Genomic DNA, 20086 nt, shown 5'->3' on the forward strand with positions numbered 1-20086 from the left:
ATGTTTTTGATCTTTGTGGTCAAGTTTTTAAGAGCACACGGTGGATGCCTTGGCATTAGGAGCCGAAGAAGGACGTAGGAATCTGCGATAAGCCTGGGGGAGTCGATAACCGGACTGTGATCCCAGGGTGTCCGAATGGGGAAACCCCGCCGAGCGCGCGAGTGACTCGGTGACCCGTACCTGAACACATAGGGTGCGTGGGGGGAACGCGGGGAAGTGAAACATCTCAGTACCCGCAGGAAGAGAAAACAATAGTGATTCCGTTAGTAGTGGCGAGCGAACGCGGATCAGGCTAAACCGTTCCATGTGTGATAGCCGGCGGGCGTTGCATGGTCGGGGTTGTGGGACTTTCCATACCAGTTCTGCCGGGCTGGTGGGGTGTGATGTGCGCGCATAGGTGAACGGTTTTGAAAGGCCGGCCAGAGAGGGTGTTAGTCCCGTAACCGTAATGTGTTTGTACCGCCTGTGAGAGTATCCCAAGTAGTACGGGGCCCGAGAAATCCCGTGCGAATCTGTCAGGACCACCTGATAAGCCTAAATACTCCCTAATGACCGATAGCGGACCAGTACCGTGAGGGAAAGGTGAAAAGTACCCCGGGAGGGGAGTGAAACAGTACCTGAAACCGTGTGCTTACAATCCGTCGGAGCCAGTCTGATTCTGGTGACGGCGTGCCTTTTGAAGAATGAGCCTGCGAGTTAGTGTTACGTCGCGAGGTTAACCCGTGTGGGGCAGCCGTAGCGAAAGCGAGTCTGAATAGGGCGTGTGAGTGGCGTGATCTAGACCCGAAGCGAAGTGATCTACCCATGGCCAGGTTGAAGCGACGGTAAGACGTCGTGGAGGACCGAACCCACTTCAGTTGAAAATGGAGGGGATGAGCTGTGGGTAGGGGTGAAAGGCCAATCAAACTTCGTGATAGCTGGTTCTCCCCGAAATGCATTTAGGTGCAGCGTTGCGTGTTTCTTGCTGGAGGTAGAGCTACTGGATGGCTAATGGGCCCTACAAGGTTACTGACGTCAGCCAAACTCCGAATGCCGGTAAGTGAGAGCGCAGCAGTGAGACTGTGGGGGATAAGCTTCATAGTCGAGAGGGAAACAGCCCAGACCACCAACTAAGGCCCCTAAGCGTGTGCTAAGTGGGAAAGGATGTGGAGTTGCCCAGACAACCAGGAGGTTGGCTTAGAAGCAGCCACCCTTAAAAGAGTGCGTAATAGCTCACTGGTCAAGTGATTCCGCGCCGACAATGTAGCGGGGCTCAAGTACACCGCCGAAGTTGTGGCATTCACATTTTAGCTAAGCCCTTGTGGTTCAGGCGTGTGGATGGGTAGGGGAGCGTCGTGTGGGCGGTGAAGTCGCGGTGTAAACCAGCGGTGGAGCCTACACGAGTGAGAATGCAGGCATGAGTAGCGAAAGACGGGTGAGAAACCCGTCCGCCGAATGATCAAGGGTTCCAGGGTCAAGCTAATCTGCCCTGGGTAAGTCGGGACCTAAGGCGAGGCCGACAGGCGTAGTCGATGGACAACGGGTTGATATTCCCGTACCGGCGAAAAACCGCCCATGCTGAGCGGGGGATACTAACTGCCCGAAGCCTGCCCGAGCGCCCTTGTGGTGTGAGGGTTTTGGTGGAGCGCAGGACCTGATCCCGGGAGGCAAGCGTATTAACAGGTGTGACGCAGGAAGGTAGCCGAGCCGGGCGATGGTTGTCCCGGTCTAAGGATGTAGGGCGAGTGGTAGGCAAATCCGCCACTCATGGTGCCTGAGATCTGATGGGACCCCCGTTTGGGGGGATTTGGTGATCCTATGCTGCCGAGAAAAGCATCGACGCGAGGTTTTAGCCGCCCGTACCCCAAACCGACACAGGTGATCAGGTAGAGAATACCAAGGCGATCGAGAGAATTATGGTTAAGGAACTCGGCAAAATGCCCCCGTAACTTCGGGAGAAGGGGGCCCCAACCTTGATACACCCTTTGCGGTGTGGAGGGGATCGGGGCCGCAGAGACCAGGGGGAAGCGACTGTTTACTAAAAACACAGGTCCGTGCGAAGTCGCAAGACGATGTATACGGACTGACTCCTGCCCGGTGCTGGAAGGTTAAGAGGACCGGTTAGCCGCAAGGCGAAGCTGAGAATTTAAGCCCCAGTAAACGGCGGTGGTAACTATAACCATCCTAAGGTAGCGAAATTCCTTGTCGGGTAAGTTCCGACCTGCACGAATGGAGTAACGACTTCCCCGCTGTCTCAACCATAAACTCGGCGAAATTGCAGTACGAGTAAAGATGCTCGTTACGCGCAGCAGGACGGAAAGACCCCGAGACCTTTACTATAGTTTGGTATTGGTGTTCGGAGTGGCTTGTGTAGGATAGGTGGGAGACGTTGAAGCCCGGACGCCAGTTCGGGTGGAGTCATCGTTGAAATACCACTCTGGTCACTTTGGACATCTAACTTCGGCCCGTAATCCGGGTCAGGGACAGTGCCTGATGGGTAGTTTAACTGGGGCGGTTGCCTCCTAAAAAGTAACGGAGGCGCCCAAAGGTTCCCTCAGCCTGGTTGGCAATCAGGTGTCGAGTGTAAGTGCACAAGGGAGCTTGACTGTGAGAGAGACATCTCGAGCAGGGACGAAAGTCGGGACTAGTGATCCGGCGGTACATTGTGGAATGGCCGTCGCTCAACGGATAAAAGGTACCTCGGGGATAACAGGCTGATCTTGCCCAAGAGTCCATATCGACGGCATGGTTTGGCACCTCGATGTCGGCTCGTCGCATCCTGGGGCTGGAGTAGGTCCCAAGGGTTGGGCTGTTCGCCCATTAAAGCGGTACGCGAGCTGGGTTTAGAACGTCGTGAGACAGTTCGGTCCCTATCCGCTGCGCGCGCAGGAAATTTGAGAAGGGCTGTCCTTAGTACGAGAGGACCGGGACGGACGAACCTCTGGTGTGTCAGTTGTACTGCCAAGTGCACCGCTGATTAGCTACGTTCGGATGGGATAACCGCTGAAAGCATCTAAGCGGGAAGCTCGCTTCGAGATGAGATTTCCATACACCCTCGGGTGTGAGAGGCCCCCAGCCAGACCACTGGGTTGATAGGCCGGATGTGGAAGCGAGGACTAACGACTCGTGAAGCTGACCGGTACTAATAGGCCAACAACTTACACCACACAGATACATACAAACTCTGCTTGCGTCCACTATGTGGTTCCCAACCAACAACCCCCCAACACCGGGGTTGTCACGGCACGGAACCAACACAACTGAATAACAACACCACAATGTTGTAACCACCAGACTTCCCACCCCCGAAAAAACACCGGGCGGGCGGGTACAAGGGTTACGGCGGTCATAGCGTGGGGGAAACGCCCGGTCCCATTCCGAACCCGGAAGCTAAGACCCACAGCGCCGATGGTACTGCACCCGGGAGGGTGTGGGAGAGTAGGTCACCGCCGGACACACATTGGTCGAGGCCCCAACCACCAGGTTGGGGCCTCCCACATTTAACCCACCAACACCACAACACGATCCCGCACCTGGGCCCCGTGACGCGCCATCAGGTCCTGTGCGGTTTGTGGGTGACGCGCCATCAGCTTTCGTCCCCTCACCGGAGACGCGCCATCAGCTTTCGTCCCCTCACCGGTGACGCGTCACCAGGCCCCGCGCCACGGCAGAAGACTTTCACGAAGTGAAGACCCGAGGTCCGCGAACGGGCCGGATGTGATGGCGCATCCCGCGGAAACGGGCAGGATGTGATGGCGCATCCCGCGGAAACGGGCAGGATGTGATTGGGCGTCGCCTGTGAAGATGGCCACGATACCACTCCCAAGGGGCCCGCTGTCCCTTGGGATTTTGCGGCTCCACTAGAATTGATGAAGATGTACGGACTTCGAAGCGCTTGATTTCGGGTTGCGTAGGAAACGAAACGAGCGGCTGCAGTTGCGCCAGTGGTCGGCTCACAACAGGAGGAATCCATATGGCCGAGCACAACGGGGGCAACCGCGGCAACGACCGCGGCGCGTTCCGCGGCAACAACAACTCCGGCGGGGATCCCCGCGGATTCCGGTCCCGCTCCGACCGCGACGGCAACAGCCCCTCCCGCGGCGGTTCCGGGGCCGGCGGTGAGCGGAAGCCTTTCGGTGATCGTGATCGTAAGCCGTTTGGTGACCGTCCCCGCCGCGACGGCGAGGGTGACCGTCGCGGTTTCACCGGTGGTACTGGTGGCGGTGAGCGGAAGCCTTTCGGTGATCGTGAGCGGAAGCCGTTTGGTGATCGTGATCGTAAGCCGTTTGGTGACCGTCCGCGCCGTGACGGTGAGGGTGACCGCGACCGGAAGCCTCTCGGTGATCGTGATCGTAAGCCGTTTGGTGATCGTGATCGTAAGCCGTTTGGCGACCGTCCGCGCCGTGACGGTGAGGGTGACCGCGACCGGAAGCCTTTCGGCGACCGTGATCGTAAGCCGTTTGGTGACCGTCCCCGCCGCGACGGCGAGGGTGACCGTCGTGGTTTCACCGGTGGTACTGGTGGCGGTGATCGTAAGCCTTTCGGGGACCGTGACCGGAAGCCTTTCGGCGACCGTGATCGTAAGCCCTTTGGTGACCGTCCGCGCCGTGACGGTGAGGGCGACCGCCGCAGCTTTGGCGGTGGTGACCGTGACCGGAAGCCTTTCGGTGACCGTCCGCGCCGCGAAGGCGAAGGAGACCGCCGCGGCTTCGGTGGCGAGAACCGCAAGCCGTTTGGTGACAGGCAGGATCGCGCACCGCGCAGCTTCGACCGCGGCGACTCCCGGGCCGAATCAGGCCGTGGCGGCTCCGGCCCCCGCGGCTTTGGCCGCGACCGCCAGGAGGAGCGCCCTGTCCGCGTGCCCAACGCCGCAGACCTTCGCAGCGCCAACCGCCCTGACCGGGAACGCTCACCCGAGATCGATGAGGACGTCACGGGCAAGGAACTGGACCGAGCCACGCACCACCAGATCAAGACCCTTGAGCCCAAGAGCGCAGAGTGGGTTGCCCGTCACCTGGTGATGGCCGGCCGCCTTATCGACGACGAGCCCGAGCTTGCCTTCCAGCACGCCCTCGCCGCCAGTCGTCGTGGCGGACGGCTCGCAGCCGTCCGCGAGGCCGTTGGCCTGACGGCCTATGCTGCCGGCCATTACGGTGAGGCACTCCGCGAGTTCCGCACCTTCCGCCGGATCAGTGGTTCCAACGTGCACCTCCCCGTGATGGCCGACTGCGAGCGTGGCCTGGGGCGCCCCGACCGTGCCCTCGATGTTGCCCGCTCGGAGGAAGCCCGGGACCTTGACGCGCCCGGCAAGGTGGAACTGGCAATCGTGGCAGCCGGTGCACGGACCGATCTGGGCCAGCTGGACGCGGCAGTAGCGGAACTGGAGATTCCGCAGCTGGACATCAACCGTGCCTTCTCCTACAGTCCGCGACTCTTCCGTGCCTACGCCGATGCACTTGCAGCGGTGGGACGCCAGGAAGAGTCGGAAAAGTGGAACCGCCAGGCGGTCGTGGCAGAAAACGCGCTGGGCCAGGGTGCGGACCAGGAACCCGAAATCATCGACCTCGGCTGGGACGAGGAAGAAGAGGCACGGGAAGAGGCTGAGCGACGCCGGCTGCTGGAGCGTGCCTCCGGCGCCGCCGAAACCGAAGCTCCCGCTGAAACCCCCACCGCCGGTGACGCAGACGCCGAAGCTGAAAGCACCCGCGCTACCGAAGCGGAAGCAGCCCAGGACAGCAACCTGGACGACCAGGACGCCGACTACTTCGTCTCCGACGACGCCGAATCGGACCAGGACTCGGTGGAACGGGACGAGCTGGATTCCGAAGCTGCCGGTGATGCCGAAGCGGAGGACAGCGGTGCCACCCAGCATGATGAAGAACGCCGGGAAGACTGACAAGCATGAGTGACGTTTCACTGGTTTCCCGCTTCGATGCACTGCTCGCCGACCTGGACGGCGTGGTCTATGCCGGGCCCCACGCCATTCCCGGAGCTGTGGATTCACTGCAGCAGCTCTCCGGCCTGGGTATCGGCCTGGGCTATGTGACGAACAACGCCTCCCGCTCGCCGGCGGAGGTGGCCGCGCATCTCCGTGAGCTTGGTGCCCCCGCCGAGGACAACCAGGTGGTCAGTTCCTCGCAGGCGGCAGCCGAGCTCCTGGCCTCGCTGCTTCCACCAGGGTCCAGGATCCTCATCACGGGCAGCACGGCGCTTGCCCGCGAAATTGAACTGGTGGGCCTGGTGCCGGTGGGCAGCCAGGCGGAGGATCCGGTCGCGGTCGTCCAGGGTTTCAGCCCAACCATCGGCTGGAAGGACCTGGCAGAGGCCACCTACGTGGTGTCCGCCGGGGCGCTTTGGGTGGCCACCAACACGGACATGTCCATTCCCCAGGCGCGTGGCATCGCCCCGGGAAATGGCACCTTGGTTGCCGCTGTCACTGCTGCCACGGGGCAGCAGCCCAAGGTTGCTGGAAAGCCCGAAGCTCCGCTGTTCCATTCGGCAGCCAAGCGCCTCGGGGCCGAGCGTCCCCTGGTGGTCGGCGACCGGCTGGACACGGACATCCTGGGCGGCAACAACGCCGGCTTTGCCACCGTTGCTGTCCTGACCGGCGTCGACACGCGCGAAACCATTCTGGCCGCGAGGTCTGCGGAACGGCCCAACTACATCATCGAAAACCTGGCCGGCCTGCACCGCCCGTACCCCGAAGTGACGCACGACGACGGCACGTACACGTGCGGCCATTCAACGGCGCGCGTGGCCAACGGAGCCGTGGGCATCATTGGCAGCCAGGACCAGCTCGACTCCTGGCGGGCCGCCTGTGCGGCCTGGTGGGCGGCGACGCCGGACGCCGCAGCCCCGAAGGCGCCCAAGCTGGTGTGGCTGGATCACTAGACTGGTTGAATGACCGAGCTGACCGAACCGGACGACGCGACAGCCCAGCCGGCCCCGGAGTGGCCGCAGCCAGGCGGGATGGACCTCACCGATCCGCGGGTTGCGCAGGCCGTAGCCAGGCTTTTCGACATGCCCGGGCTCCCTGTCCCGGACCACGGGAGCGTCTACGACGACCTCCACGATGAACTGCTGGCCGCCCTCAACGCCGATCCCGCAGGCACCGATCCTGCAGACGCCGATCCCGCAGGTGCTGATCCCGCAAAGACCGCCCCCACCGGGACCGGCTCCACACTGCCCGGTCCCGCCGGGGGTGCAGCCTGATGCCGGTTCGCCTCGACCAGGCACTGGTGGCACGCGGGCTGGCGAGGTCGCGCACCCATGCCGCGACGCTCATCGCCGAAGGCAAGGTCAGCTCCGGTGGCCAGGTCCTCGCCAAGGCCTCCCTCCAGGTTGATGACAGCCGGGACCTCGCCGTCGAACACGATGACCAGGACAGCTACGCCAGCCGCGCGGGCCATAAGCTGGCCGGGGCCCTCGACGCCTTCCCCCAAGTTTCGGTGGCGGGCAAGAGGTGCCTGGACGCCGGCGCCTCCACCGGGGGCTTTACCGATGTCCTGCTTCGGCGGGGTGCCGCGCACGTGGTGGCTGTCGACGTCGGACACGGCCAGCTGGTGCCGCACCTCCGCGACGACCCCCGCGTGGACGTCCATGAAGGCATGAACGTCAGGTACATGGCGCCGGAAGACATTGGCGGCCCGGCAGCGCTGACCGTCGCCGACCTGTCCTTTATTTCCCTCACCCTCGTGGTCCAGCCACTGGCCGGCTGCACCGAACCCGGCGGCGACCTGGTGCTGATGGTCAAGCCCCAGTTCGAGATCGGCAAGGACCGCCTGGGCCGCACCGGCGTGGTCAACTCGGAGCGTGAGCGGCGGATGGCCGTGGAGAAGGTGGCCAGGGCAGCGTTCGACGCCGGCCTGGACCTTTGCGGGCTGGCGGCCAGTCCGCTGCCGGGGCAGGACGGAAACGTCGAATACTTCCTGTGGATAAAACGCAGGATCAGCAAAGACTTGCCTAAGATCGAAGAGCGAGAGGCAGCAGCCGCTGCGTTGCTCGGACAAATCTGGCCTAACCACTAGAGAGCGGAACCTGATGAGCAGGCGTGTACTGGTCCTTGCCCACACCGGCCGCGAGGAATCACTGAAAGCCGCCTGGGAAGCCTGCGCCCTGCTGCACGCCTCCGGCATGGTCCCAGTGATGCAGGAGTCCGAACTGGGGGACATGGAAAGGTTCTTTGGGCACCTGGCCCAGCCGGTGGAAGTCCTCCACGACCACGTCCAGCTGCCCGATGTGGAACTCGTCATGGTCCTTGGCGGTGACGGCACCATCCTGCGGGCCGCCGAACTGGTCCGTGAGGTGGATGTGCCGCTGCTGGGCGTCAACCTGGGCCACGTGGGCTTCCTGGCCGAAAGCGAGCGGGCGGACCTTGCCCAGACCGTGGAGTGGGTTGCCAGCCGCGAGTACACGGTTGAAGAGCGGATGACCATCGATGTCCAGGTCTGGGTCCGCGGCCAGAAGATTTGGCACACCTGGGCTTTAAACGAGGCCGCCATCGAGAAGGCCAACCGCGAACGCATGCTCGAAGTCGTGACCGAGGTGGACGAGCGCCCGCTGACGTCCTTCGGCTCAGACGGCATCGTGCTGGCCACCCCCACCGGATCCACGGCCTACGCGTTCTCGGCGGGCGGTCCGGTGGTCTGGCCGGAGGTGGAGGCCCTGGTCATTGTGCCCATCAGCGCCCACGCGCTCTTCGCCAAGCCCCTGGTGGTGTCGCCCAGGTCGAAGCTTGCGGTGGAGGTGCTGGGCCGGACCGACGCCCAGGGCGTGTTGTGGTGCGACGGACGGCGCTCGGTGGACCTGCCGCCGGGAGCCCGCGTGGAAGTGACCAAGTCCGCCACTCCTGTCCGGCTGGCCCGCACCCACCAGACGCCGTTCTCCGCCCGGCTGGTCCGCAAGTTCGAGCTGCCCATCCACGGCTGGCGCGGGCCGGTACCCAAGTCCGACGCCGTGCACACCGGCCCCATCCCAATTGTGCGGACGCCGCGGCCCATGCCGCCGCTGCCCGTGCCGCATGTGGAGAACTCCGACAGCGATCCCGATCCGTCGACTGCAAAGTGAATCCATGCTTGAAGAACTGAGAATCCGCGATCTGGGCGTCATCACCGACGCAACGCTTCCGCTCGGCCCTGGACTGAGCGTCGTAACCGGCGAAACCGGCGCCGGCAAGACCATGGTGGTCACCGCCGTTGGCCTGCTCCTGGGCGCCCGTTCGGATGCCGGGGCCGTCCGCAGCGGCGCCAAGAGCGCCACCGCTGAAGCAGTCCTGAAGCTCGACGCCGGCCACCCGGCCATTGCGCGTGCCCTGGACGCCGGTGCCGAGGCGGAGGAGGTCGACGGCGGCGCAGAGCTGATCCTGGCCCGGCGCCTTGGTGCGGATGGACGCAGCCGTGCCTTCCTGGGCGGCCGTGCTGCACCCGTGGGCGTACTGGCTGAGATCGGCGAGACCCTGGTGGTGGTGCACGGACAGTCGGACCAGATCCGGCTCAAGAGTGCCACGGCGCAGCGTGAAGCCCTGGACAAGTTCGCCGGCGACACCCTGGCCGGTCCACTGGCCGCGTACCAGGAGCTGTATGGCCGGTGGAAGTCCAGCCAGGCCGAGCTGGACAACCTCCGCAGCGCCGCCCGCGACAGGCTCCGCGAAGCTGAATCCCTGGAGGCTGCCCTTGCCGAGATTGACGAGGTGGATCCGCAGCCGGGGGAGGATGAGCTCCTGAAGGCCGAGGCCGTGAAGCTTGCCAACGTGGAGGAACTGCGAATCGCCGCGAGCACCGCCCACCAGGCACTCATTGCAGAGGACTTTGGTGAAGCCGGTGACGCCACCACATTGGTGGACTCCGCCAAGCGGACCCTGGAGCACGTGTCCGAGCACGATGCGCAGCTGGGATCCGCAGCCGCCCGGCTGGCCGAGGTGGGCTTCCTGCTTACTGACATCGCCGCCGAGCTGGCCAGCTACCAGGCCAGCCTGGACTCCGAGGGCCCGGAGCGGCTCGCCGAGATCGAGGACCGGCGCGCTGCGCTGGCCAAACTGGTCCGGAAATACGCCCCCACCATCGACGAGGTGCTGGAGTGGGCGGAGCAGGCGCGCGTCCGCTTCGACGAGCTCCAGGACGACTCGTCCCGCATCGAGGCCCTGGACGCTGAGGTGGTCCGCGCCGAGGCGGAGCTGAAGAAGCAGGCAGCGGGCATCAGCAAGATCCGCGCCAAGGCCGCAAAGGACCTGTCCGGCCGCGTCAGTGCGGAGCTCAAGGCCCTGGCCATGGCCGATGCCACGCTGGTGATCAACCTCGAGCCGACCGGTCAGCTGGGCCCGCACGGCGCGGACGACATCAGCTTCCTGCTGCGGCCGCATTCGGGCGCCCCGGCCCGGCCGCTGGGCAAGGGGGCGTCCGGCGGTGAGCTGTCCCGCGTCATGCTGGCCATCGAAGTGGTGCTTGCCGCCGTCGATCCCGTCCCCACCTTTGTCTTCGACGAGGTGGACGCCGGCGTGGGCGGCCGCGCCGCCGTAGAGATCGGCCGCCGCCTGGCCATGCTGGCACGCCACGTGCAGGTGCTGGTGGTCACGCACCTGCCGCAGGTGGCAGCGTTCGCGGACCAGCACATCACCGTCACCAAGACTTCCGTCAGGGGAGCCGACGGCGGCACCGCCACCGGGTTCACCTCCAGTGACGTCCGCCTCCTCGACGGCCCGGAGCGGGTCCGTGAGCTCGCCCGGATGCTGGCCGGCCAGGAAGACTCCGAAACCGCGCAGGCCCACGCCCAGGAACTCCTGGATGACGCCAAGCTCCTGCCCCAGCGGGCCTGACAGGGACAACCACGGGAGGGACGAATTGATGATAGGCTCGAATTCCGTGGTGCAGCGATCAAATTCCCGTGTAAATTCCCGGTTCCCGGGCTCCTCCAAGACGACGAAGCACATCTTTGTCACCGGCGGTGTGGCGTCCTCGCTTGGTAAGGGACTGACGGCGTCCAGCCTTGGTCACCTGCTCCGGGCACGCGGCCTGTCCGTGACAATGCAGAAGCTCGATCCCTACCTGAACGTGGATCCGGGCACAATGAACCCCTTCCAGCACGGCGAGGTCTTCGTCACAGACGACGGCGCCGAAACGGACCTGGACATCGGGCACTACGAGCGCTTCCTTGATGAAAACCTCGAGGGGTCCGCGAACGTCACCACCGGCCAGGTGTACTCCACGGTGATTGCCAAGGAACGCCGCGGCGAGTACCTGGGGGACACCGTCCAGGTCATCCCGCACATCACGGATGAGATCAAGCGCCGCATGCGTTTGCCTGCCGAGGGCAAGAACGCCCCGGACGTCATCATCACCGAAATCGGCGGCACCGTTGGCGACATCGAATCCCAGCCGTTCCTCGAATCGGCCCGCCAGGTCCGCCAGGACATCGGCCGCGGAAACGTGTTCTTCCTGCACGTCTCCCTGGTGCCGTACATTGGCCCCTCGCAGGAGCTGAAGACCAAGCCCACCCAGCACTCCGTGGCCGCGCTGCGGTCCATCGGCATCCAGCCCGAGGCGATCGTGATCCGTTCGGACCGTGAAGTGCCGGAGGCCATGCGGGAGAAGATCGGCCGCATGTGCGACGTCGATATCGACGCCGTGGTGAACGCCGCGGACGCCCCCAGCATCTACGACATCCCCAAGACCCTGCACGGACAGGGCCTTGACTCCTACATCGTCCGGGCCCTTGACCTGCCCTTCAAGGACGTTGACTGGACCAGCTGGGACAAGCTGCTTGAAGCCGTCCACAACCCCAAGCACCACGTCGAGATTGCCCTGGTGGGCAAGTACATCGACCTGCCTGACGCCTACCTCTCGGTCACCGAAGCGCTGCGTGCCGGCGGCTTCGCCAACGAGGCCAAGGTCAAGATCCGCTGGGTCCCGTCGGACGAATGCGAGACCCGCGAAGGCGCCGTCAAGGCCCTCGACGGCGTGGACGCCATCTGCGTTCCCGGCGGCTTCGGCATCCGTGGACTCGAAGGCAAGCTCGGCGCCCTGAAGTTTGCCCGCGAAACCAAGCTGCCCGTGCTGGGCCTGTGCCTCGGCCTGCAGTGCATGGTGATCGAGTACGCCCGCAACGTGGTGGGCCTGGAGGGTGCCTCCTCCAGCGAATTCGAGCCGGACTCCAAGTACCCGGTGATCGCCACCATGGAGGAGCAGCTGGAGTACGTGGAAGGCCGCGGCGACCTGGGCGGCACCATGCGCCTTGGACTGTACGAAGCCAAACTGGATGAAGGCTCGGTCATCGCCGGAACCTACGGCAAGACCACCGTGAGCGAACGCCACAGGCACCGCTACGAGGTGAACAACAAGTACCGCCAGCAGATCGCGGACAAGGGCCTGGTCTTCTCCGGCACTTCCCCGGACGGCAAGCTGGTGGAATTCGTTGAGCTGCCCGCCGACGTGCACCCGTACTACGTGGCCACGCAGGCCCATCCCGAGCTGAGCTCGCGGCCCACCCGCCCGCACCCGCTGTTCGCCGGCCTGGTCAAGGCTGCACTTGACCACCAGAACGCAGGCCACCGGAACGCGGGCGGCCAGGGTGCAGGCCAGGAGGGCGTTGCCGACACGGCTGTGCCCCCGGCCGGCGAACATGCGGCATCGGGTACCGTTACCGCTAAGTAGTCGATAGAACACACAAAGGACGGCGCGATGCCTGGTACACCTGAAGCCACCCCTGCCAAACAGGTTTCGGATGCACCAAGCCCGCGCCGTCTTTTGTCTACGGAGAAGGTCTACCAGGGCAGGATCTGGGATGTCGTCAGCGACACCTTCCAGCTCTCGGACTCCGGGGACGCCCTCACCCGCGATTACATCGACCATCCCGGCGCCGTAGCCGTCCTGCCCATGAACGCCGAGGGCCAGGTCCTGCTGTTGAAGCAGTACCGGCACCCCGTGGGCATGGACCTCTGGGAGGTTCCGGCGGGCCTGCTGGATGTTGAAGGCGAAGACTTCGTGGTGGGGGCGGCGCGCGAACTGGCCGAGGAAGCGGACCTTGCTGCCGGGACCTGGAACGTCCTGGCGGATGTCTTCAATTCCCCGGGATCCTCCAGCGAGGCCATCCGTATCTACCTGGCCCGTGACCTCACCGAAGTGCCGCACCACGAACGCCACGAACGGACGGACGAGGAAGCGGAGATCGAGTTCCACTGGATCGGCCTGGATGATGCCGTGGCGTCCGTCCTGGCCGGACGCCTGCACAACCCGTCCGCCGTCGTCGGGATCCTGGCTGCCGCTGCCGCCCGCGCCAATGACTATGAGGGCCTCCGCCCCGCCGACGCCCCCTGGCCCGCCCACCCCAGCCAGCGCTGATGGCGCCTCCTTCGGCTGAAGCAGCGCCGGCGGTCGAACCGGGCCCGGCGGAGGCTGCCGCTGCCCCGGCACCTGTACCTTCCGCCATCGACCGTGCAATTACCGACTACCTCCAGCACATGGGTGTGGAACGGGGACTGGCAGCGAATACCTTGGCAGCCTACCGCCGGGACCTGGCCCGCTACGCCCGGTATGTTGCCGCCGCCGGCTGCGGCCGGCCGGAGGACATCACCCGGCACCACGTCACGGGTTACGTCCGCGCCCTGTCGGACGGTTCCGACGGCGGTTCCACCCTGGGGGTCCGGTCCGCGGCCCGGACGGTGGTGGCGGTCCGTGGCCTGCACAAGTTCTGGGCCCTCGAAGGTTATACGCCGGCCGATCCAGCCCGCGACGTCCACCCACCCATGGCAGGTAAACGGCTGCCCAAGGCCATCAGCGTTGACGAAGTGACCCGCATCCTGGAGGCGGCAGGAACGGACACCGCCGCCGGACTGCGGGACCGCGCCCTGCTTGAATTCCTCTACTCCACGGGAGCCAGGATCAGCGAAGCGGTGGGACTGGACGTTGATGACATCTCCCTTGCCGGGCCGGAATCCGGGCCTGCCATTGTCCGGCTGTTCGGCAAGGGGTCGAAGGAGCGGCTGGTGCCGCTGGGCTCCTACGGGGCCCGGGCGCTGGATGCCTACCTGGTCCGCGGCCGGCCGCTGCTTGCTGCCAAGGGCAAGGGCACGCCTGCGCTGTTCCTGAATGCCCGCGGCGGCCGGATCAGCCGGCAGAGCGCCTGGACCATCCTCAAGGCGGCGGCGGAGAAGGCCAACATCACCCGGGACGTCTCACCGCACACGCTGCGGCATTCCTTCGCCACCCACCTGCTCGAAGGCGGCGCGGACGTCAGGGTGGTGCAGGAACTTTGGGCCACGCATCGGTGACCACAACCCAGGTGTACACGCTGGTCACGGCTGATACGCTACGGGAAATCTACGCGGCCGCTCATCCCCGCGCGCTGGGCTGACGTTCCGCCAGGCAGGGCACGTCCGGCCGCCAGGGTCGCGCGGACAGCTAGAACATGGCCTCGATGGTCAGTTCCACGGGCCCCAGCAGGAAAGCCAGCACAGAAGTTCCCATGCAGGCGACCAACATCAGTCCGGGATGCGCCAGGCCGATCACCACCCTCCGCAGCCGTGGCCGGCCGCGGAGGAAGGATTTCGGTACGCGGGAGAGCGCCGGCACCTGCCGCCAGCCGCGAAGCCGCCGAAGGAACCAGGCGCACCGGGCGACAAACGCCAACCATAGGACGGCTACCACCAGCGGCACCAGGGCCGCCATCAGGGTGAAGCCCAGAGCCGTTACCTCGCGCTCTGAGTCTCCCGCCACCGCTTGGACAGTGGTTGAGATGGACGCACTCAACACCACCGAGATGGCCCAGACCATGAAGGCCGCAACAAGTGCCAGGAACCGCACGAAGAACAGGCCCAAAACCGACTCCCGGGCGGCTTTCACCTGCTGCCGGGGAGTCACGTGGAGAACGGCCAGGGTGCTGAGCAGCGTGGGCAGGGCCGCTGCTGCCACCAGCAGGTACCACGTCCAACCAGCCAGGTTCACGAACTCATCTGCAAAAATGAGCGCTGTCCAGACACAGGCCCAGGCCCAGCCCCAATACAAAGGGTTGCGCACCAGCCACCCCGGCAGGCGGGTGTCAATGGCCGAAATCCTGGCGGGCCGTATTCCGTGTCCTGTTTCGGGAGTCACACCTAGAGCTTGGCATATCCGGCGTCCCTTGGCGCTTCCCCGATGACAACTCCCGGACCCCATAGGCTTGAAGGCATGACCACAGCCTCTGTGACCCTTTGCTTCCTGCTCCGTGACGGGCCGGGCGGCCCCGAGGTACTCCTCGGGCTGAAACAGACCGGGTTCGGCAGGGGCAAGATCGTGGGCATCGGCGGCCACGTGGAACCGGGGGAGTCGGACGCGCAGGCCGTCATCCGGGAGGTCCTGGAAGAGACCGGTGTGGTGCTGCGGGTTGAGGACCTGGCGGACGCCGGATCGGTCCACTTCGTCTTTCCGGCCCGCCCGGAATGGAATATGCGGACCACCCTCTTTACCGCCCGGACCTGGCAGGGCGAGCCGGCACCCAGCGACGAGATCCTGCCCGAGTGGTTCCGGGTGGATACGCTGCCCGTGGACCGCATGTGGCAGGACGCCGACCACTGGCTCCCGGTGGTTCTGGAAGGCCGAAGGATCAACGTGGTGGTCACTATGCACACAGACAACGAATCAGTCGCCTCATCCGAGAGCCTGCTGGACTGAGCAGGCAATTAACGGCCGACGGCGGCCCGGGCACCTGGGTGCCGGGCCGCCGTCGGACGTTCCTGCCAGGAGTCAGGGGAGGTGCCGCTCCTCCGGACCGATGTACTCGCTCAGCGGCCTGATCAGGGAGTTCGCGTCCAGTTGCTCCATGATGTGGGCGGTCCAGCCTGTGATCCGGCTGGCCACGAACAGGGGAGTGAATGTGGGCGTATCAAAGCCCATCAGGTGGTACGTGGGCCCGGCCGGGTAGTCGAGGTTCGGCTTGATGGCCTTGGCTTCGTCCATGGCCTGCTCGAGCCCGTTGTACAGCCCCAGCAGTTCCGGCCGGCCGTAGTGGGCGATCATCTTGTCCAGTGCGGCTTTCATGGTGGGGACCCGGGAGTCGCCGTGCTTGTAGACACGGTGGCCGAAGCCCATCACCTTCTTCTTCTGCGCCAGGGCGTCTTCCATCCATGCCTTGGCCCGGGCCGCTGCTTCCTCCAGGGACTCCTCCTGCCGGATGCCGATCTCGTCGAAGGTGTGCATGACGGCTTCGTTGGCGCCGCCGTGCAGCGGACCCTTGAGGGCGCCGATGGCACCGGTCACGGCTGAATGCAGGTCCGAGAGCGTCGAGGTGATCACACGGGCGGTGAATGTGGAGGCGTTGAAGGAGTGCTCGGCGTAAAGAATCATCGAGACGTTGAAGGCATCCACCACCTCCGGCACCTGCTCCTCGCCGAAGGCCATCCACAGGAAGTTGGCCGAGTAGCCAAGGTCTTCGCGGGGCTCCACCACATCCTGCCCGTGGCGGCGGCGCTGGTCGTAGGCCACCACCGCGGGCATGGCGGCGAACAGGTCCACGGCCTTGGCCATGTTGGCTTCCCGGGAGGAATCCCCGGTCAGGGGATGCCGTGCCCCCATAACGGAAGCAGCAGTCCTGCAGACGTCCATCGGGTGCGAAGTGACCGGAAGGGTATCGATCACCTGCTTCACCACCGGATCGAGGGCGCGGCCGGCGCGTTCCTTCGCGCTGAACTCGGCAAGCTGGTCCTTGGTGGGCAGTTCACCGTTCCACAGCAGGTACGCCACTTCCTCGAAGCTGCACCGCGCTGCCAGTTCCTGGACAGGGTAGCCGCGGTAGAGCAGGGAGTTGGTGTCCGGATTGACCTTGGAAACGGCGGTGTAGTCCACCACCACGCCGGCAAGGCCTTTTTGATCTCATTTTCAGCCATGCTGAAACTCCTTTGTTCCTAAAGCCTGTTCGTCCGGCGGAGGCCGGCCTTCCGATTGGGTGTCAGGTGCCGGGTGTCATGTTCCGGGAATCTGGAAATTGAACACGCCGGTGTCGAAGCGGTTGTAGGCCTCGTAGTCAACGAGGTCGTAGAGCCGGGCACGGGTCAGCATGTTTGGAACCTGCGCCTCCTGGGTGCCGTCGGATTTGATCGATTCCAGAGTACGCTCAGCAGCCCCCATGGCACTACGGAGCAGCGTCACCGGATAGATCACCATGTTGACGCCGACGCCGGCCAGTTCATCCACGGTGAAGAGGTCGCTCTTGCCGAACTCGGTCATGTTGGCCAGGATCGGCACGTCCACCGCGTCGCGGATGGCCTTGAACTCGTCCAGGTCCTTCATGGCTTCGGGGAAAATTGCGTCGGCGCCGGCTTCGACGAGGGCTCTGGCGCGCTGCTGTGCGGCTTCCACCCCCTCGGTGGCGCGGATGTCGGTGCGGGCCATGATCAGGAAGTTCGGGTCCCGCCGGGCGTCGGCCGCGGCCCTGATGCGTTTGGTGGCGGTGTCCTGGTCCACCACGTTCTTGCCGTCCAGGTGGCCGCAGCGCTTCGGGTTGAACTGGTCCTCGATATGGCAGCCGGCCAGGCCTGCGTTCTCGAGTTCCTGGACGGTGCGTGCCACGTTCATGGGCTCCCCGAAGCCGGTGTCCGCGTCAACGATCGAGGGCAGGTCAGTCATCCGCGCGATCTGCCCGGCCCGGGTGGCTACCTCGGTCAGGGTGGTCAGGCCGATGTCCGGCAGGCCGAGGTCGTTGGCGAGGACGGCGCCGGAGATGTACACCCCGGCGAAGCCCTTTTCCTCGATCAGCCGGGCGGAGAGCGGGTTGAACGCGCCGGGGAACTGCTGGATGGTCCCGGAGGCCAGCAGATCCCGGAAGCGGACCCGCTTCTGTTCCGGGGTGGTCTTTGAGTACAGCATCTAGAACAGTCCCTTCGGTGCCGCCGCGAGGTCGATGACGCCGGGAGCGGCGGTGATGTTCAGCTGGTCCAGCTCACCGGCGGCGAGCTGTGGGAGGCGTTCGACGGCGGTGAGGAACCTTTCGATCTCAGCCTCCTCCACGAGCCCGGCGGCGAGGGTGCGGAACTTGTTGATGTACTGTTCCCGGGCGAAGGGGCGGGCGCCGAGCGGGTGGGCGTCGGCAACGGCGATCTGGTCGGTGATGACGGTGCCGTCCTTGAGCGTGATCTCCACCGAGCCGCCGAAAGCCTTCTCTGCGATGTCCAGGGAGTGGTAGCGGCGGGTCCATTCGGGATCTTCCACCGTGCTGACTTTGTGCCACAGTTCCACGGTGTCCGGACGGGCGGCGCGCTGCGGTGCGTAGGAGTCCACGTGGTGCCAGGCCCCGTCCTGCAGGGCCACGGTGAAGATGTACGGGATGGAGTGGTCCAGGGTTTCCCTGGACGCGGTGGGGCTGTATTTCTGGGGGTCGTTGGCGCCGGAGCCGATCACGTAGTGCGTGTGGTGGCTGGTCTTGATCAGCACTGACTCGACGTTGGCCGGATCGGTGACCTCGGGGTGTTCGCGGTGCAGCTTGCGGGCAAGGTCGATCCACGCCTGGGCCTGGTACTCCGCGGAATGTTCCTTGGTGTAGGTGTCCAGGATGGCGCGCTTGGCTTCACCCGGGGTGGGAAGCGGGACCATGTAGGAGGCGTCCGGGCCATCGAGCATCCAGGCGATGACGCCGTCTTCGCCTTCGTAGATGGGCACGGGGGAGGTCTGGCCGCGCATGGCCCGGTCCGCGGATTCGATGGCCATCTTGCCGGCAAAGGCCGGGGCGTGGGCCTTCCAGGTGGAGATCTCGCCCTTGCGGGACTGCCGGGTGGCGGTGGTGGTGTGCAGCGCCTGGCCCACTGACTGGAAGATGGTCTCCACATCGAGGCCAAGCAGGGTGCCGATCCCGGCCGCGGCCGAGGGGCCGAGGTGGGCCACGTGGTCGATCTTGTGCTTGTGCAGGCAGATGGCCTTGACCAGGTTGACCTGGATCTCGTACCCGGTGGCGATGCCCCGGATCAGGTCGTGGCCACTGGCGCCAACGTGCTGGGCGACGGCAAGGATCGGCGGGATGTTGTCCCCGGGGTGGGAGTAGTCGGCCGCGAGGAAGGTGTCGTGGTAGTCCAGTTCCCGGACAGCCACCCCATTGGCCCAGGCTGCCCACTCCGGGGACACGCGGTCCTCGATGCCGAAGACCTTGGACCCCTTGCCGCCGGTGCTGGGGCCGTGGGTGAGCGCCTGGGCACGGGCGGCGACGATCGGCGCGCGGTTCAGGGAAGCGATCGCCACCGAGGCGTTGTCGATGACGCGGTTGATCACCATAGCGGTCACGTCGTCAGACACAGCCACCGGGTCCGCGGCGACCTGGGCGATTTTGTAGGCCAGCTGGTCCTCGCGGGGCAGGTTTTCTTCGCTTTTATAGACGCGGACGTGGTGTTCCTTAACCATGGTGCTCCTTCGGGTGGGATGCGTGGGTTGCTTTGACGTGGGAGAGGCTTCGGTGCAGGTGGACGATGGTGGCCGCCTCGGCGAGCCTGGGGTTGCCGGCCGCGATCGCCTCCGCGATGGCGGCATGCTCGGCGGCTGCGGCAGTGAGCCGGCAGGCATCGTCGGCGGCAAGCCGGCGGATCCGGACCAGGTGAACGCGCAGGCTGCGCATGGCCTGGGCCAGGTAGGAGTTGGAGATGGCGGCGTCGATTGCTGTGTCCAGCCGGCCCACCAGTTCGTAGTAGTCATGCAGGGCCGGCTCGTCACCGCCAATCAATGCGGGAGCCTCGAGCAGTTCGCGCTGCAGGCGCTCGAACGTCGCAGCCTCGCCGCGCCGCGCAGCCAGTGCCGCCGCCCTGCCCTCAAGGGTTTCGCGGAGTTCGAACAGTTCGTCAATGTCCTCAAGCGAGATGTCGGTGACGACGACGCCGCGGCCGCCTGCCGTCGTGAGGCCTTCCGCCGTAAGGCGCCCCAAGGCTTCCCGCAGCGGTGTGCGCGAGACGCCCAGACGCTCGGACTGTTCCACCTCGGCAAGGACCGTACCCGGCGCCAGGCGCCATTCGATGATGTCATCGCGCAGGGCGGCATAGGCCTTGTCGCTGGCGCGCATGCTCGTCTCCTTCCTCGGCTGACTGCATCAGTGTATACACAACTGGGCTCAAAAGAATGGACCTTTGAGAAAATATGCCAGAAATTGACTTCCTTGTATACAGCGACCC

14 protein-coding genes, 2 rRNA genes and 1 pseudogene are annotated in these 20086 nt (G+C 65.0%); 12 read left to right on the plus strand and 5 right to left on the minus strand.

The window, feature by feature from the left end; genetic code table 11:
* Positions 1-17: 17 nt before the first annotated feature.
* The 11 genes and pseudogenes from OUO20_RS04360 (at position 18) to xerD (ending at position 14322) form a co-directional block, all read left to right on the plus strand.
* Positions 18-3146: ribosomal RNA gene (locus OUO20_RS04360) — 23S ribosomal RNA — on the plus strand.
* Positions 3147-3317: 171 nt separating this feature from the next.
* Positions 3318-3434, plus strand: a 5S ribosomal RNA gene (gene rrf / locus OUO20_RS04365).
* Between the two features lie 518 nt (positions 3435-3952).
* Positions 3953-5875, plus strand: a complete 1923-nt coding sequence (locus tag OUO20_RS04370; protein ID WP_268002901.1) for a hypothetical protein — start codon at positions 3953-3955, stop codon at positions 5873-5875.
* 5 nt (positions 5876-5880) lie between these two features.
* Positions 5881-6870 carry an HAD-IIA family hydrolase gene (locus tag OUO20_RS04375; RefSeq protein ID WP_268002902.1) on the plus strand — a complete coding sequence of 330 codons (990 nt, stop codon included), beginning with the start codon at positions 5881-5883 and terminating at the stop codon, positions 6868-6870.
* A gap of 9 nt (positions 6871-6879) precedes the next feature.
* Positions 6880-7191: a hypothetical protein gene (locus tag OUO20_RS04380; RefSeq protein WP_268002903.1), complete on the plus strand. Its 312-nt coding sequence runs from the start codon at positions 6880-6882 to the stop codon at positions 7189-7191.
* On the plus strand, positions 7191-8006 hold the full coding sequence (locus OUO20_RS04385; protein ID WP_268002904.1) for a TlyA family RNA methyltransferase: 816 nt from the start codon (positions 7191-7193) through the stop codon (positions 8004-8006). The genes OUO20_RS04380 and OUO20_RS04385 overlap by 1 nt, the downstream gene beginning before the upstream one ends.
* A gap of 13 nt (positions 8007-8019) precedes the next feature.
* Positions 8020-9045 (plus strand): NAD kinase, encoded by a 1026-nt coding sequence (locus OUO20_RS04390; RefSeq protein WP_018772005.1) that lies wholly within the window; start codon positions 8020-8022, stop codon positions 9043-9045.
* A gap of 4 nt (positions 9046-9049) precedes the next feature.
* The gene (gene recN / locus OUO20_RS04395; protein WP_268002905.1) at positions 9050-10789 is read left to right on the plus strand and encodes a DNA repair protein RecN; all 1740 of its coding nucleotides are present in this window, start codon (positions 9050-9052) and stop codon (positions 10787-10789) included.
* A gap of 28 nt (positions 10790-10817) precedes the next feature.
* Positions 10818-12623, plus strand: coding sequence for a CTP synthase (locus OUO20_RS04400; RefSeq protein WP_268002907.1), 1806 nt, complete (start codon positions 10818-10820; stop codon positions 12621-12623).
* A gap of 27 nt (positions 12624-12650) precedes the next feature.
* Positions 12651-13310: an NUDIX domain-containing protein gene (locus OUO20_RS04405; protein WP_018772008.1), complete on the plus strand. Its 660-nt coding sequence runs from the start codon at positions 12651-12653 to the stop codon at positions 13308-13310.
* Positions 13310-14322: pseudogene (gene xerD / locus OUO20_RS04410) on the plus strand (site-specific tyrosine recombinase XerD). Before OUO20_RS04405 ends, xerD begins: the two are co-directional and overlap by 1 nt.
* A gap of 47 nt (positions 14323-14369) precedes the next feature.
* Here the strand turns inward: xerD and OUO20_RS04415 are convergent.
* Positions 14370-15059, minus strand: coding sequence for a hypothetical protein (locus OUO20_RS04415; RefSeq protein ID WP_268002908.1), 690 nt, complete (start codon positions 15057-15059; stop codon positions 14370-14372).
* Between the two features lie 75 nt (positions 15060-15134).
* Here OUO20_RS04415 and OUO20_RS04420 point away from each other — a divergent pair, with 75 nt between their 5' ends.
* Positions 15135-15617, plus strand: a complete 483-nt coding sequence (locus tag OUO20_RS04420) for an 8-oxo-dGTP diphosphatase (RefSeq protein WP_018772011.1) — start codon at positions 15135-15137, stop codon at positions 15615-15617.
* A gap of 72 nt (positions 15618-15689) precedes the next feature.
* Here the strand turns inward: OUO20_RS04420 and OUO20_RS04425 are convergent, their stop codons facing one another.
* The 4 genes from OUO20_RS04425 to OUO20_RS04440 all read right to left on the minus strand — a co-directional run bounded on the left by OUO20_RS04425 (position 15690) and on the right by OUO20_RS04440 (position 19977).
* Positions 15690-16793: a bifunctional 2-methylcitrate synthase/citrate synthase gene (locus OUO20_RS04425; protein ID WP_268002909.1), complete on the minus strand. Its 1104-nt coding sequence runs from the start codon at positions 16791-16793 to the stop codon at positions 15690-15692.
* Positions 16794-16904: 111 nt separating this feature from the next.
* Positions 16905-17807 (minus strand): methylisocitrate lyase, encoded by a 903-nt coding sequence (gene prpB, locus OUO20_RS04430; protein ID WP_268002910.1) that lies wholly within the window; start codon positions 17805-17807, stop codon positions 16905-16907.
* Positions 17808-19328, minus strand: coding sequence for an MmgE/PrpD family protein (locus OUO20_RS04435; protein ID WP_223994707.1), 1521 nt, complete (start codon positions 19326-19328; stop codon positions 17808-17810).
* The gene (locus tag OUO20_RS04440; RefSeq protein ID WP_018772015.1) at positions 19321-19977 is read right to left on the minus strand and encodes a GntR family transcriptional regulator; all 657 of its coding nucleotides are present in this window, start codon (positions 19975-19977) and stop codon (positions 19321-19323) included. The genes OUO20_RS04435 and OUO20_RS04440 overlap by 8 nt, the downstream gene beginning before the upstream one ends.
* Between the last annotated feature and the right edge of the window lie 109 nt (positions 19978-20086).

Origin of the sequence: Arthrobacter sp. FX8 (genome assembly GCF_026723805.1) — a bacterium.
Lineage (GTDB): Bacteria > Actinomycetota > Actinomycetes > Actinomycetales > Micrococcaceae > Arthrobacter.

Bases quoted from the DNA above. Each gene is read 5' to 3' on its own strand.
- OUO20_RS04370 (WP_268002901.1), top strand. From the start codon at position 3,953: ATGGCCGAGCACAACGGGGGCAACCGCGGCAACGACCGCGGCGCGTTC.
- OUO20_RS04375 (WP_268002902.1), top strand. From the start codon at position 5,881: ATGAGTGACGTTTCACTGGTTTCCCGCTTCGATGCACTGCTCGCCGAC.
- OUO20_RS04380 (WP_268002903.1), top strand. From the start codon at position 6,880: ATGACCGAGCTGACCGAACCGGACGACGCGACAGCCCAGCCGGCCCCG.
- OUO20_RS04385 (WP_268002904.1), top strand. From the start codon at position 7,191: ATGCCGGTTCGCCTCGACCAGGCACTGGTGGCACGCGGGCTGGCGAGG.
- OUO20_RS04390 (WP_018772005.1), top strand. From the start codon at position 8,020: ATGAGCAGGCGTGTACTGGTCCTTGCCCACACCGGCCGCGAGGAATCA.
- recN (WP_268002905.1), top strand. From the start codon at position 9,050: ATGCTTGAAGAACTGAGAATCCGCGATCTGGGCGTCATCACCGACGCA.
- OUO20_RS04400 (WP_268002907.1), top strand. From the start codon at position 10,818: ATGATAGGCTCGAATTCCGTGGTGCAGCGATCAAATTCCCGTGTAAAT.
- OUO20_RS04405 (WP_018772008.1), top strand. From the start codon at position 12,651: ATGCCTGGTACACCTGAAGCCACCCCTGCCAAACAGGTTTCGGATGCA.
- OUO20_RS04420 (WP_018772011.1), top strand. From the start codon at position 15,135: ATGACCACAGCCTCTGTGACCCTTTGCTTCCTGCTCCGTGACGGGCCG.
- prpB (WP_268002910.1), bottom strand. From the start codon at position 17,807: ATGCTGTACTCAAAGACCACCCCGGAACAGAAGCGGGTCCGCTTCCGG.
- OUO20_RS04435 (WP_223994707.1), bottom strand. From the start codon at position 19,328: ATGGTTAAGGAACACCACGTCCGCGTCTATAAAAGCGAAGAAAACCTG.
- OUO20_RS04440 (WP_018772015.1), bottom strand. From the start codon at position 19,977: ATGCGCGCCAGCGACAAGGCCTATGCCGCCCTGCGCGATGACATCATC.